Raw genomic sequence first — 13672 nt, 5'->3', positions numbered from 1 at the left:
CTATGAATCAGTGAAGTCGCTGAGAGAGGAGTCTGAGCTCGGCTTCTTATCATTTGTAGGCTGCTCGTCGCTCAGGATATCGAGCTGTTCCCACTGCGGTTCAGCCATGTCTTCCTGAATTCGCTCGGCGATTAGATCGCGGTATTCCTCGTCGATCTCAAATCCAACACCTTTTCGATCCAACTTACGTGCCACTTTCAGTGTCGTTCCAGAACCGAGGAAGGGGTCCAGAACTGTGTCGCCCTCGTTGCTGAATGTATACATCAACGCGTGCACCAACTCTTCGGGATATGCCGCGGCGTGGTAGTTTTGATTCTTTATTGTCGGGGGTCGATACGCACGCATCTTCAGAACGTTACCCACGCTACGACCCTTGTCGTTTAATTTCTCTTCGCGGGGGTCGACGCCTTTGTATTTTTGCTCGACTCGAATCTTGTTGAACGTGTATTCGTAATCGTAGTTCTTTCCGAAAATAAGAAGATTCTCGTACTTGTCGTCGAACAGCTTGTCAAGATAGTACGCTGGCTGTGGGAGCGAGTTTGGCTTATACCAGATCAGATTATCAAGTAATTTCCAGTTCTCCATCCGATTGTAGATGTCCATCCCGATCGGGTAGAATCGCTTCTTGTGACGACGATCACCGATGTTGACGACCATTATCGCGTGTTCACTGGTCGCCTCGTAGCAGGCATCCCAGACTCGCTGAAGGCGGTCGAGATACTCTTCATACGCCTCGTCGTAACCAATCTGATTCTCATGCCCGTAGTCCTTAAGATTCCAGTATGGAGGGCTGGTCATGATAAAATCAGCTTCCCCGTCAAACTGGCTCATCTCCTCAGAGGATTCGAAGTAAACTGTCTGTCCCCCGATATGTAGCGGTTCCATTGACTGCTTGGATGTTTTTGAGCGGTCTGAATAGTCCTTGCTATTGTTGCTCGTCGTGGGTGCTATGTAATTGTTATACAATCTCTAACTAATTATAACTTTTCCGCAAAACGACTGAGTGTTAAGAATGGATGAGGACGACTATGAGGTCATATCTCGTATTCTCGCCAGCAAACACCGCAAGAACATTCTATTAGAACTCTCCGAATCTGCTCGAACACCGACTGAACTCGCGGACCAGTTTGATGAGCACCAACCAACTATCAGCCGAGCTCTTTCCGAGTTAAAGGAGATGCAACTGGTCAAGTCGACATCTCAGAAACAGGCAAGGCTCTATTGGGTGGTCGATGAGAAACAAGAGATTGTCGAGTATATCAAGAACCGAGAAGAGTAGCTGCCCGTAACTGCTCGCCCACAGATGAAACGGCCTCTTCGATCTCGGTAATATCTGTTGAACCTGTGTTAAAATCAGGAGTGATACACGTTTCCTGATGTAGTTTGTGTCATCCAGCGACGGCTTCCCAAGCGAACGGGTAAAGTGGTTCAGGACTCTAATAATGGCTACTGTGAGTGAATCAGGTGGCCCTCTTTCCCCCGACAAACCGGATGTGGAAAGGGAGTTTCGCGTTAATGCTCCGTTCGACCCGGCGGGCGACCAACCCGAAGCAATTCAACAATTAGTTGATGGCTTTCGGCAGGGGATGGAGAAGCAGACCCTTCTTGGAGTAACAGGGTCGGGGAAGACGAATACCGTCTCTTGGGTTGTTGAGGAACTACAGAAACCAACGTTAGTTATTGCTCACAACAAGACGCTCGCGGCCCAACTCTACGAGGAATTTCGGAATCTATTCGAGGATAATGCAGTAGAATATTTTGTATCCTACTACGACTACTATCAGCCCGAGGCGTACGTCGAGCAGACGGACACGTACATCGACAAGGACGCCTCCATCAACGACGAGATCGACCGGCTCCGGCACTCCGCGACCCGCAGCCTCCTGACCAGGGACGACGTCATCGTCGTCGCGTCGGTGTCGGCGATCTACGGCCTCGGCGACCCGGCGAACTACGAGGACATGAGCCTGCGCGTCGAGGCCGGCGAGCGGGTCGGTCGCGACGAGTTGCTCGCGCGACTCGTGGACCTGAACTACGAGCGCAACGACGTCGACTTCACGCAGGGCACGTTCCGCGTTCGCGGCGATACCGTCGAGATCTACCCGATGTACGGCCGGTACGCGGTGCGCGTCGAGATGTGGGGCGACGAAGTCGACCGGATCGTGAAGATGGACCCGATGCAGGGCACGGTCGTCAGCGAGGAACCGGCAGTCCTCCTGCACCCCGCCGAGCACTACTCGATCCCGGAGGCGCGCCTAGAGCGCGCGATGGACGAGATCCGCGACGACCTAGAGGACCGCATCCGGTACTTCGAGCGCCAGGGGGACGCGATCGCGGCCCAGCGCATCGAGGAACGGACGACGTTCGACCTGGAGATGATGGCCGAGACCGGGTACTGTTCGGGCATCGAGAACTACTCCGTGTACCTCAGCGAGCGCGACGTCGGCGACGCGCCCCATACCCTGCTCGACTACTTCCCGGACGACTTCCTCTGCGTGATCGACGAATCACACCAGACGCTCCCGCAGGTCCGCGGGCAGTTCGCGGGCGACAAGTCCCGGAAGGACTCGCTCGTCGAGAACGGCTTCCGGCTCCCGACCGCGTACGACAACCGCCCGCTCACCTTCGAGGAGTTCGACGAGAAGACCGACCAGACGCTGTACGTCTCCGCGACGCCCGCCGACTACGAGCGCGAGCACTCCGAGCAGATCGTCGAGCAGATCGTTCGCCCGACGCACCTCGTCGACCCCGAGATCGAGACGCGGCCGGCGACCGGGCAGGTCGACGACCTCATGGACCGCATCGAAGCGATGCCGGACGACGAGCGCGTGCTCGTGACGACGCTCACGAAGCGGATGGCCGAGGACCTCACGGAGTTCTTAGAGGAGAACGGGGTGGACGTGGCGTACATGCACGACGAGACCGACACCCTCGAACGGCACGAGCTCGTGCGTGCACTCAGACTCGGCGACATCCAGGTCCTCGTCGGGATCAATCTGCTCCGGGAAGGCCTGGACATCCCGGAGGTCTCCCTGGTCGCGATTCTCGACGCGGACCAGGAGGGGTTCCTGCGGTCGGAGACGATGCTCGTACAGACGATGGGGCGGGCGGCGCGGAACGTGAACGGGTCGGTCGTCCTGTACGCGGACGACCCGAGCGACGCGATGAAGGCCGCGGTCGAGGAGACCGCGCGCCGTCGGCGCATCCAACGCCAGTACAACGAAGAGCACGGGTACACCCCCACCACTATCGAGAAGTCCGTCGGTGAGACGAACCTCCCCGGCTCCGAGACGGACACGAGCGGGGTCGCCGGCGACGCGCCCGCCGACGCCGAGGAAGCCCAGGCGCGCATCGAGCGCCTCGAGGACAAGATGCAGGAGGCCGCGAACAACCTCGAGTTCGAACTCGCGGCGGACATCCGCGACCGCATCCGCGAGCTCCGCGAGGAGTACGACGAACTCGTCGCCCCCGACGACGGCGTGCCCGTCGAGAGCGATCCCGAGTTCTGACGCCACCTCCGCAGGCATATTACGGCCGTTCTTCGAACGACGAACGGTGGGAAACGATCACTTCGGTATCTCCGTGGGCATCGTCCTCCCGTCGGGGCTCTTTCTCGGGTTCCTCCTCGCTCCCGATCCCACGGGGGTCACGTCGCTCCTGCTCGGGGCAGTTCTCGGTGCCGTCCTCTCGGTCGGGATCCACCTGTCGGGCTGGTCACCCGGGACGTAGCATCGGACAGCCCTCCCCAGAACCAGTCCACTGACTCCTGGTGCGCCGGCGATGTCTCGCGGACGCCGAGGAAGCCCAGGACCGCATCGAGCGCCTCGAACGGGAGACGGGAGGCCACGAGTTCAAGTAGGGGCACGCGGCGAACGCCGGCATCACCTACTGAGGGGGTCGCGTCGACCACGGCGGGAGCGCGGCGCATCGACGCGACGGACCGACGGCCGAGGAGGGCGCCGCCTGTTCGCCATCGACCGAGCCACGGCGTTCTCCGTCGACCGAGCCACGGCGCTCGGCGCTGACGAACGACGGCGCTCGCCGGGAGTTTTTTGCTGACCGGGCGGATAGGGGCGCGCAAGATGGAACTGTCGGCGATCCCGGGCGTGGGGGAGAAGACCGCGGCGTCGCTCGCGGAGCTCGACGACCCCGAAGGCGCGCTGCGGCGCGGGGACGTCGCGACGGTCGCGACCGCGCCTGGCGTCTCCGAGGGGCGAGCGGCCCGCATCGTCCGGGGTGCGATCCGGCACGAGCACGACGACCCCGGCGGGTTCCTGGCGACGCCGCGAGCGCGAGAGGTGTACCGGGAGGTACTCGACCTCCTCGCGGAACGGACCGTGACGGAGTACGGCGGAAAGCGCGTGGAGACGTTCTACCCGAGCGCCACCCGTTCGCGCGTCGAGGAAGTCCGCGAGTACGTGCGGTCGGCGATGGAGCGCGACGTCGACCCGGCGGCCGTGGACGCGCTCGCGGCCGTGGAACCGCTCTCGGAGCCCGAGGACGTCGTCGTGCGCGAGCGGTGCCTGGCGACGACCGACGCCGAGAGGTACGCGGAGGCGCGGGAGGCGATTCCAGAAGTCTCCGTGGAAGTCGTCGAGGACGCGCGCGGGCTGGCGGAGCTCGCGCGGGGGTACGCGACCGTGGTGGCCCTCGACGAGTCGTTCGCCGGCGTCGACGTCGACGGCGACGTGCGCGTCGAACCGGACGCGCTGGAGCGGCCCGCGGAGGTCGTCCCCGAGCGCCCCATCGCCTTCTTCGCGGTGAACCGCGATCGGCTGCGGGCCGCGGCTGAGGTCCATCGCGAGGCCGGACTGGACGCGCCGATGCCCGTCGACGACCTACTGGGGGCGCTCGACCGGCTCCGGACGGACGGGACGGTCGCGGACGACGACGAACTCGACCGCCTCCAGGCCGCGGTCGACGACCTCGACACCGCCGTCGGGATGGCCGAGAACGTCGCGAACGACCACCTGAAGGAGGCGATCCAGGAGCGCGACGTCACGATCGAGGGCGCGGACCTCCTGACGCTCGTCGAGCGCGGCGCGGGCGTGGACTCGCTGCTCTCGCGCGAGCTCGCCGACGAGTACGCGGCCGCGGTCGACGCGGCCCGCGACCACCTCGTCGACACCCTCGACCTCCGCGGGGACGAGGCCGAGCTGGCGCGTCGGGCGTTCGGCGACGAGCCGACGTACCCGGTGGCGCGCGACGAGGACGTCGTCTCGCGGCTCGACGAGTCGCTCTCGACCGCGCGCGACCGCCGGAGTGCGCGCCTCAAACGGGATCTGGCGACGGACCTTGCCGACCACCGCGAGGGCGCCCGCGACCTCGTGCACGCCGCGCTCGAGCTCGACGTCGAGTACGCCATCGCGCGGTTCGCCGACGACTTCGACTGCACGATGCCGGCGTTCGTCGACGGAACCGACGCGGGGGGGCACGCCACGGGGTTCGCCATCGAGGGCGGTCGGTCGCCGCTGCTTCCCGTCCCGCACGACGAAGTCGATCCCGTCGATTACGCGGTCGACGGCGTCGCGCTCCTCTCGGGGGTGAACTCAGGTGGGAAGACGTCGACGCTCGACCTCGTCACCGCCGTCGTCGTCCTCGCGCACATGGGCCTGCCGGTGCCCGCGGATTCCGTCCGACTCGGGTGGTTTGAGGACCTGCACTATCACGCGAAGACCCAGGGGACGCTCGACGCGGGCGCGTTCGAGTCGACGGTCCGCGAGTTCGCGGACCTGGCGACCGGCGGCGCGGGCTCGCTCGTGCTCGTCGACGAGCTCGAGTCCATCACGGAACCCGGTGCGTCCGCGAAGATCATCGCGGGCATCCTCGAAGCGCTCGAGGGGAACGGGGCGACCGCGGTGTTCGTGAGCCACCTCGCGGGCGAGATCCGCGAGATGGCGGACTTCGACGTGACCGTCGACGGCATCGAGGCTGAAGGCCTGGAGGACGGCGAGTTGGTCGTGAACCGCTCGCCGGTGAAGGACCGGCTGGCGCGGTCGACGCCGGAACTCATCGTCGAGAAGCTCGCCGACGAGTCCGGTGACGGCTTCTACGACCGACTGCTCGCGAAGTTCTGATCGCCACGACTGGCGTTCCGTGATCGCTCGTTTCGGGCGTCTCGACCGGTCTCGTGGCGGTCGAGTGACAGCACCCGACTGTCCGTGCGGCACGGTTATGCGGGTTCACGACGAATCGGCGAGCATGAGGTCCGTCGACCGCTCGAGCCGGCGGGGAGGCCGGTCGTGAAGTACGCGTACGAGTGCCCGCATCACGACTGCGGGTTCACGCTCGAGGCGAACGACGACGCCGCGCTCGAGCGACGCGTCGCTCGCCACGACGCCCGCGAGCACCGCCGGAAGTTCGACCGCGCTCGCTTCGAGGACCGACTCGAGGTTTCCTGACTCGCTCGCCGCGACGACTCGTCCCCGCCGCTCGTGGCGTGCGTCTGACGCGAGGCTGCCGAAAGGCTAAGTGCTCGCGGGAGCAGGGTGAAAGTGATGGCTGAGGACCCCGAGGAGGGGATGCTCTCGTGGGACGAGTCCGTGTTCCGGGACGAGCGCGTCTTCGAGATCGACTACGTCCCCGAGACGTTCAAGCACCGCGAGAGCCAGATGCGGAGCCTCCAGTACGCGCTCCGGCCGGCGACGCGCGGGAACCGGCCGTTGAACGCGATGGTTCGTGGGCCGCCGGGGACCGGGAAGACGACCGCGATCCAGAAGCTGTTCGGCGAGTTGCGCGCGGAGACCGGTGACGTCCACACGGTGCGCGTGAACTGCCAGATGAACGCGACGCGGTACTCGGTGTTCGCGCGCCTCTTCGAGGGGATCTTCGACTACGAGCCGCCAGCGAGCGGGATCTCGTTCAAGAAGCTGTTCGGGCAGGTCACCGAGCAACTCGTCGACGAGGACGACGTGCTCGTGGTGGCGTTGGACGACGTGAACTATCTGTTCTACGAGAACGAGGCCAGCGATACGCTGTACTCGCTGCTGCGAGCGCACGAGGAGCACTCGGGGGCGCGCATCGGCGTCATCGTCGTGTCCTCGGATCCGAGCCTGGAGGTCATCGACGAACTCGACTCCAGGGTGCAGTCCGTGTTCCGCCCGGAGGACGTGTACTTCAACGTCTACGACCAGGCGGAGATCGCGAGCATCCTCGGGAATCGCGTCGAGCGCGGGTTCCACGACGACGTCGTGTCGACGACCGTGCTGGATTACGTCGCGGCGAAGACCGCGGAGAGCGGCGACCTCCGCGTCGGCATCGACCTCCTCCGGCGAGCGGGATTGAACGCGGAGATGCGTGCGTCGAAGGTCGTGGAGCGCCGGGACGTCGACGAGGCCTACGAGACGTCGAAGTTCGTGCATCTCTCTCGGTCCCTGGAGAGCCTGAGCGACTCCGAGACGGAGCTCCTGGAGGTCATCGCCGAGCACGAGGGCGAGCAGGCCGGTGACGTGTACGAGGCGTTCCAGGCGGTCTCGGGCCTGGGGTACACGCGGTACTCGGAGATCGTGAACAAGCTCGAGGACCTCGGGATCGTCGAGACGGCGTACGCCGAGGTCGATGGCCGCGGGCGGTCGCGGGAACTCCACTTGGCGTACGACCAGGACGCCGTGCTGTCGCGCCTGGACTGAGCGTTCGTCCGCGGAAGGGATCGCGTGGCGCGCCAGCGTCGCACCGACTTCCGGCCCGAGCGCGCTCGTGCGGCGGTCGCACCGTCGAGCGCAACGGCCTTCCGGTCGGACGGTGAATTCGGTTCCATGAGCGAGACTGCGGAGTTCGACGAGCGGCAGTGGCGCCGCGAGTTGGCGGCGAACCGCGAGGAGAAGGACGAGTTCTTCGGGACGCATCCTCACTCCCCGATTCCGAAGGGCGAGCGCGACGCGTTCGACGGGCTCGAGTACTTCGAGCCGGACGCCGACTATCGCGTGACGGCGACCGTGCACTTGACCGACGAGGACGACGAGGACGTCTACCGGATGGAGACGTCGACGGGCGGCGAGCAGCGGTACCTGAAGGTCGCGGCGTTGACGTTCGAACTCGACGGCGAGGAGCACTCGCTTTCGGCGTACCGCCAGGAGGGCGAGGAGCGCGAGTCGCTGTTCGTGCCGTTCCGCGACAAGACGACGGGCCAGCAGACGTACGGTGCGGGCCGGTACATGGAGCTGGAGGCCGAGGGCGACCTCGCGGACGGCCAGGAGATTCCCGTGGACTTCAACCTCGCGTACAACCCGTTCTGTGCGTACGCCGAGCAGTACGCGTGCCCGCTGCCGCCGGAGGAGAACTGGCTGGACGCGACGGTCGAGGCCGGCGAGCGCGACTGGGACTGAGCGACGGAGCGCTTGCCGCCACCGCCGGTGCCATCGCTCGCGGTCAGGCGGTGTCGAACGTCACGATCTCGTAGCAGACGAGGACGCCGGTGGCGACGGCGATCCCGAGCGCGGCGAAGTACCCGAGGGCGACGACGATTGCGGGGAGGGTGTCGGCGGCGTCGAGGGTCGCCATCGCGACGAGTGCGAGGCAGAAGACGGCGAGTTCGAGGAGGACGTCCCGTTTGTCGGTCACGTCCCGGGCGTCGGCGCGGGCGGAGAAATACGTTGTGCTAGAACCCGCCGCGCTCGTGGTCGAATCGCTTCGAGCGATCCGCGATGCGCGCTCGCGACCGAATCGGTCAGAACGAGACGCAGTCGTGGCCGTAGACGCTGCCGGGCGTGGTGGGGTCGCGATCGGAGTAGCCCTTGCGGCCGATGGCGCGCTCGCAGACGCCGGCCTGGAGCGTGTGTCGGACGTCCTCGGGCGTATGGAACGTCTGGTCGCCGAAGCGTTCGAGGACGTCGTCGATGGACTCGGTGCCGTCGGCGAGTTCTATCTCGCCGTCGCCGATGGCGTCGGTGAGGTCGTCCGTGGTGAGCGGGTAGGTCTGGTCCTCGATGCGGTCGCCGGTGCTGTTGAGGCGCATACCCAATACCGAGTGAAAGATAATTATAAACATTGTCCATATACGACCTTGGTGTCTGCGGTAGGGGTTATATTCCTTAAGGACCGCGAGTGGACAGGTCCTTGTCGCACCCCCGCGTAGCCCGCCCATGACCTACGCGGACCTGCACGCGCACACGACGAACTCCGACGGGACGCTCGAACTCGACGAGGTGCCGGCGGTCGCTCGCGACGCCGGCGTGTCCGTCGTCGCGATCACCGACCACGACCGCACGCACCCCGACCTCGATGCGCCCGTCGTCGAGCGCGACGGCGTGACGGTCGTCCACGGCATCGAACTCCGCGTGGACGCCGGGTTCGAGCGCGTCGACCTCCTCGGGTTCGGCGTCCGCGAGACCGACGCGCTCGCCGCGCTCGTCGACCACCTCCAGGCCGACCGCGCCGAGCGCGGCCAGGCCATCATCGACGCCGTCGAAGACCGCCTCGGCGTCGACCTCGGCATCGAGGGACGACCCGGCATCGGCCGCCCGAACGTCGCGCGCGCCGTCGCCGACCACCCCGACACCGACTACTCGATGCAGGGCGTGTTCGACGACCTCATCGGGAACGACGGCCCGTGCTACGTCGCGCGCGACGTCCCAGACCTCGACCGCGGCCGCGAAGTCCTCGCGGACGCATGCGCGGTCGTCGGCCTCGCGCACCCGTTCCGCTACGACGACCCCGAGCGCGCGCTCGACGTCGCCGCCGACCTCGACGCCGTCGAACGGAACTATCCCTACGGCGACGGCGTCGACGCGGACCTCGACGCCGTCGACGCCCTCGCGCGCGAGCACGACCTGCTCGTGACCGGCGGCACGGACGCGCACGGCCGCGATCTCGGCGTCGCCGGGCTCGACGAAGCCGAGTACGCGCCCGTCGGCGACCGCCTCCGCGCGCACGCCGACGCCTGACGGACACCTGCTTCCGGTACGTTGACACCCCACACAGGAGTCGCCTCGAACGCAGCCTTCAAACCCGCGCAACCCCTACTGATTGGCATGAAGTGCCACTACTGCGACGACGAAGCCGCCTTCGCCGCCGAGACCGAGGGCGTCAAAGTCGGTCTCTGCGAGGTCCACTTCCGGGAACGCCTCGAAGAGCTCTCCGACGCCGACGAGCTCCAGGCACTCAAGGAAGAGGTCGACGTCGATCGGGCCTGAGGCCGAGACCCGCTCCGCCGCAGTCACGTAGCCCGCCGTCCCGCACCCACCCTTCCTTTCGCGACCGCTCCGCGCCGCCGCGACCGCTCCGCGCCGCCGCGACCCTCCCGCGACGTCCGGTCGTTCTCGCTGCCTCCGTCCCGCGAGCGACGGGACCGGCGAGAACGACGGGAGGATTTAGGGCGCTCTCGGCCGTTCGCCCCGGCATGGAGAAGGTCGACGTGGACGAACTCGACTCCCGCATGGGGCCCGGGTCGGTCCGGGCGTCCCTCACGAAACCGCTCGGATTGACGAACATGGGCGCGAACCACTACGAGCTCGCGCCCGGCGAACGGCTCGCGTTCGGCGTGCACGCCCACGAGAACCAGGAGGAGGTGTTCCTCGTGCAGGCGGGGACGGTGACGTTCGAGTCGTATCCCGACCGCGCGGCGGCCGAAGCTGGCGTGGACGGCGAGCGCGTCGAAGCGACTGCGGGCGACGTCGTCCGCGTCGACGTCGGCGAGTACCAGTGCGGCCGCAACGAGGGCGACGAGCGCGCGGTCGTCTTCGGCGTCGGCGCTCCACGCGACGGCGGCGACCTGGACCTGCTCCGGGACTGCGAGCCCTGCGGCGAACGAACCGCCCACCGCATCGAACTCGCCGACGACCGCGAATCCATCAGCGCCGTCTGCGAGCGCTGCGGCAGCGAAACCGCGCGCTACACGTGACTCCCGATAGCGAACCGGAGAGTACGCCAGTCCTTTAGGCCTCGCGCGCCAGACATAGTGGTAGATGACAGGCGAGTACGGTCTCGTGGACTCGAGCGAGGCCGACACACCGGGTGACGAGTGGGAGGAGATCGACGTCTCCGACACGGACGCGGACCGCATCGCGCGCAAGCGCGACCGCGAGTTCACGGAGTTCCGCGACCGCATCAAGGACGCGGACCAGTTCAAGGTCACCGCGTCGGTGTTCGACGACGCGACGTTCGCCGCGCTCTACAAGCTCGTTCAGGACGGCTGGATAAACGCCTTCGGCGGCCCGATATCGACCGGAAAGGAGGCGAACGTCTACACCGCGCTCGGCGGCGACGAGGCCGCGGACGCGCTCGACGCCGTCGAGCCCGAGGTCGCCGTGAAGGTCTACCGCATCAACGCGAGCGACTTCCGAGATATGCGTGACTACCTCACTGGCGACCCGCGCTTCGAGGGGATCGGCGGGAAGAAGAGCCAGGTGGTGCTCGCGTGGGTGCGAAAGGAGTACGCGAACCTCAAGCGCGCGGAGAAGGCCGGCGTCAGGGTGCCGAACCCGCTCGCGGTCGAGCGGAACGTGCTCGTGATGGAGTACATCGGGACGGACGAGGGCGGGCGCGCCCGCCGGCTCGCGGAAGTGAACGTCGAGAACCCCGAGACCGCCTATCACGTCGTGCGCGAGTACATCCGGCGGCTGTACACGGCGGGACTCGTCCACGGCGACCTCTCGGAGTACAACATCGTCGTCGAGGACGGCGAACTCGTCGTGATCGACCTCGGGCAGGCCGTCACCGTCCACCACCCGAACAGCGACAGGTTCCTCGAACGGGACTGCCGGAACGTCGCGAAGTTCTTCTCCCGGCAGGGACTGGACGTCACGGGCGAGGAGTGCTACGAGTTCGTGCTCGAGAACGCCAACCCCCGCGAGGACGGCGACGACAACCGGAACGCGCGCTGAGGGACGTTCGCGTCCGATAGCGACCGGCAGCGCGCCCTGGCGGTCAGTTTTCGCGGCGACGCCGCACCGTGACTGCACCCAGTAGCGCTGCGACCGCCGCGAGCGCCACCGGCACGCCGAAGCCCGGAATCGGGTCGTCCGCGACCGACGTCCCGGTGGCGGTTGTCCACGGGCCCGTGGTTATCCCGGTCGTTCCCGGCGTCGTCGGCGGCGACGTGGTCGTCGTCGGTGACGTCGTCGTGGTCGGCGGCGTCGTCGTGGTCGGCGGCGTCGTCGTGGTCGGCGGCGTCGTCGTGGTCGGCGGCGTCGTCGTGGTGGTGTCGTTCTCGAACGCGATAGACGCGTTCGTCGTGCCATTCGCGTAGCGCTGGCCGGGGTCGCTGGCGCTACCGCGGTGGGCGACGACGGTGTACGTGCCGCCGGTTGCGTTCTCGGGGAGCGAGAACGTGACGGTCTGTTTCGCGCCCGCGCCGTGGACGGTCGCGGTGTCGACGACGTCGCCGTCGTGCCGGAGCGCGAGAAAGCCGCCGTGGCTGAGGTTCGCCCGCGCGGTGACGTACCGCGTGGACGTGGTCTGGTCGTCGAACGCGACGACGGCGCGCGGGTCGCGGACCGCAACCGTCGCTGGCTCGACGGTGAGCGTCCGCGAGCGGTCGTCAGCGGGTGCGACCGTGAGGTTCAGGGTCGCAGGTGCGTCGACGGCAGCCAGGTCGAGGGTCGCACCGAACCGTCCGTCGTCGTCGACGGTGGCGATCGCGGTGGCGACGCCGCCGGCGTCGGTCCGCGCGGTGACGGCGAGGTCGGTGCCGGGGGCGACGGTCGTGGTGCCGGCGACGGTCGCGTTCGCGGCTGGCTCGAGTGGGCCGTTGGCGTGGAGGGTCGCGATAGCGGGCCGGAACTGGACGCGGCGACTGGTCGCGGCGAGCCCGCGGACGCTCTCGTTCACGAAGTACCGCGCAGTGTACACCTCGTCGGCGGCGAGTCCGTCCTCGAACACGCCGTCGAAGCGGTAGTCGTCGTCGCGGTGCTCGTCAGCGACCGCACTCGGGTCCTCGAACGTCCCGGCGTGGACGGCGAGGACGCGTTCGGGGTCGACGACGAGGAGGTAGCGGTCGTCGCCGGGCGCGTCGACCGCGCGGACGTTCGACGCGTTCAGCCAGAGGTTCCGGGACTGTCGCTCCGGAGTGGTGGTGTCGTCGGTCTGACGAACGGCGAAGTGGCCGCGCTCGTCGAGCGCGGCGAGGACGCGCGCGGTCAGGTTCGCTGACGCGTTCTCCGTGCCGGACGCGTTCGCCGAGGCGTTCTCGACGGTGGCGTCCAGGCCGGCGACGGCGACGTCGATGACAAGCCGGTCGTGGGGCGTGACGTTTTCCGTCCCCGCGTCGTCCGCGGCGTACTCGCGGAGGGATTCGACGGTCGCGTTCGCGGGGTCGGCGCGCTCGGGGACGCGCCAGGCGTCGACGGTCGCGTTGGCCTCGGGCGGTCCGTCGACGGCGGCGGGGGTGGTCGACTGCGCGGTGCGTGCGTCGTTGGCGGCGCCGGCAGCGACGCCGACGCCGGCAGTCGTCGCACTCGCGAGGACGACGACGACGGCGACGACGACGGCGGCGGACGCGGAGGGCGGACGCGGCATGGAGGCGTGTTGTCCGGGTTCCGACAAGTGCTTTCCCCTGGAAGCCCAGCCAGACCGCCGTGCGAGGGCGTCCCGTGACGTCGCAAGGTTCTTGGCCGTCGCACGTCGAGTGGATGGTGATGGAGTCCGCTCCCTGCTGGCGCTGGCGCACGCAGTCCCCGGGAGCGGACAGTGCAGTCGACGCGCGTGGCCGGGCGTAACCCGGCGACGCGGGCGGCGG

Annotated in this window: 15 protein-coding genes; 11 read left to right on the top strand and 4 right to left on the bottom strand. The window is 67.0% G+C overall.

All coding sequences use genetic code 11. From position 1 onward, the window contains the following. Positions 1 to 885, bottom strand: coding sequence for a site-specific DNA-methyltransferase (locus tag G9C85_RS17990; RefSeq protein ID WP_166042534.1), 885 nt, complete (start codon positions 883 to 885; stop codon positions 1 to 3). 127 nt (positions 886 to 1012) lie between these two features. Here G9C85_RS17990 and G9C85_RS17985 point away from each other — a divergent pair, with 127 nt between their 5' ends. The 7 genes from G9C85_RS17985 to G9C85_RS17955 all read left to right on the top strand — a co-directional run bounded on the left by G9C85_RS17985 (position 1013) and on the right by G9C85_RS17955 (position 8324). Then, positions 1013 to 1279, top strand: a complete 267-nt coding sequence (locus G9C85_RS17985; RefSeq protein ID WP_166042531.1) for a helix-turn-helix domain-containing protein — start codon at positions 1013 to 1015, stop codon at positions 1277 to 1279. Positions 1280 to 1451: 172 nt separating this feature from the next. Beyond that, positions 1452 to 3509, top strand: coding sequence for an excinuclease ABC subunit UvrB (uvrB, locus tag G9C85_RS17980; RefSeq protein ID WP_166042674.1), 2058 nt, complete (start codon positions 1452 to 1454; stop codon positions 3507 to 3509). A gap of 46 nt (positions 3510 to 3555) precedes the next feature. Then, positions 3556 to 3729: a hypothetical protein gene (locus tag G9C85_RS17975; RefSeq protein WP_166042529.1), complete on the top strand. Its 174-nt coding sequence runs from the start codon at positions 3556 to 3558 to the stop codon at positions 3727 to 3729. A 353-nt stretch (positions 3730 to 4082) separates the two neighbouring features. Beyond that, positions 4083 to 6077 (top strand): helix-hairpin-helix domain-containing protein, encoded by a 1995-nt coding sequence (locus G9C85_RS17970; RefSeq protein ID WP_166042527.1) that lies wholly within the window; start codon positions 4083 to 4085, stop codon positions 6075 to 6077. Between the two features lie 165 nt (positions 6078 to 6242). Beyond that, positions 6243 to 6401, top strand: coding sequence for a hypothetical protein (locus tag G9C85_RS17965; RefSeq protein ID WP_166042526.1), 159 nt, complete (start codon positions 6243 to 6245; stop codon positions 6399 to 6401). Positions 6402 to 6497: 96 nt separating this feature from the next. Continuing rightward, complete coding sequence (locus G9C85_RS17960) at positions 6498 to 7628, top strand: ORC1-type DNA replication protein (RefSeq protein ID WP_166042524.1); 1131 nt, start codon at positions 6498 to 6500, stop codon at positions 7626 to 7628. 126 nt (positions 7629 to 7754) lie between these two features. After that, on the top strand, positions 7755 to 8324 hold the full coding sequence (locus G9C85_RS17955) for a DUF1684 domain-containing protein (RefSeq protein WP_166042522.1): 570 nt from the start codon (positions 7755 to 7757) through the stop codon (positions 8322 to 8324). A gap of 43 nt (positions 8325 to 8367) precedes the next feature. Here the strand turns inward: G9C85_RS17955 and G9C85_RS17950 are convergent, their stop codons facing one another. Together G9C85_RS17950 and G9C85_RS17945 are read right to left on the bottom strand one after the other, a co-directional pair. Then, positions 8368 to 8559 carry a hypothetical protein gene (locus G9C85_RS17950; protein WP_166042520.1) on the bottom strand — a complete coding sequence of 64 codons (192 nt, stop codon included), beginning with the start codon at positions 8557 to 8559 and terminating at the stop codon, positions 8368 to 8370. Between the two features lie 106 nt (positions 8560 to 8665). Continuing rightward, complete coding sequence (locus tag G9C85_RS17945) at positions 8666 to 8953, bottom strand: DUF2795 domain-containing protein (RefSeq protein WP_166042518.1); 288 nt, start codon at positions 8951 to 8953, stop codon at positions 8666 to 8668. Between the two features lie 127 nt (positions 8954 to 9080). Here G9C85_RS17945 and G9C85_RS17940 point away from each other — a divergent pair, with 127 nt between their 5' ends. From G9C85_RS17940 to rio1, 4 genes are all read left to right on the top strand, one after another. After that, positions 9081 to 9881, top strand: a complete 801-nt coding sequence (locus G9C85_RS17940; RefSeq protein WP_166042516.1) for a PHP domain-containing protein — start codon at positions 9081 to 9083, stop codon at positions 9879 to 9881. Between the two features lie 87 nt (positions 9882 to 9968). After that, positions 9969 to 10130 carry a DUF6757 family protein gene (locus tag G9C85_RS17935; RefSeq protein WP_166042514.1) on the top strand — a complete coding sequence of 54 codons (162 nt, stop codon included), beginning with the start codon at positions 9969 to 9971 and terminating at the stop codon, positions 10128 to 10130. 206 nt (positions 10131 to 10336) lie between these two features. Next, positions 10337 to 10837 (top strand): cupin domain-containing protein, encoded by a 501-nt coding sequence (locus G9C85_RS17930; protein WP_166042512.1) that lies wholly within the window; start codon positions 10337 to 10339, stop codon positions 10835 to 10837. A 64-nt stretch (positions 10838 to 10901) separates the two neighbouring features. Next, a complete protein-coding gene (rio1, locus tag G9C85_RS17925) occupies positions 10902 to 11819 on the top strand; it encodes a serine/threonine-protein kinase Rio1 (protein WP_166042509.1) in 918 nt (305 codons plus the stop codon). 43 nt (positions 11820 to 11862) lie between these two features. Here the strand turns inward: rio1 and G9C85_RS18620 are convergent, their stop codons facing one another. After that, positions 11863 to 13452: a BGTF surface domain-containing protein gene (locus G9C85_RS18620; RefSeq protein ID WP_193570818.1), complete on the bottom strand. Its 1590-nt coding sequence runs from the start codon at positions 13450 to 13452 to the stop codon at positions 11863 to 11865. Positions 13453 to 13672 lie beyond the last annotated feature (220 nt).

The organism is Halorubellus sp. JP-L1 (assembly GCF_011440375.1).
Taxonomy (GTDB): Archaea; Halobacteriota; Halobacteria; order Halobacteriales; family Natrialbaceae; genus Halorubellus.
This window is presented reverse-complemented; position numbering and strand designations above follow the sequence as displayed.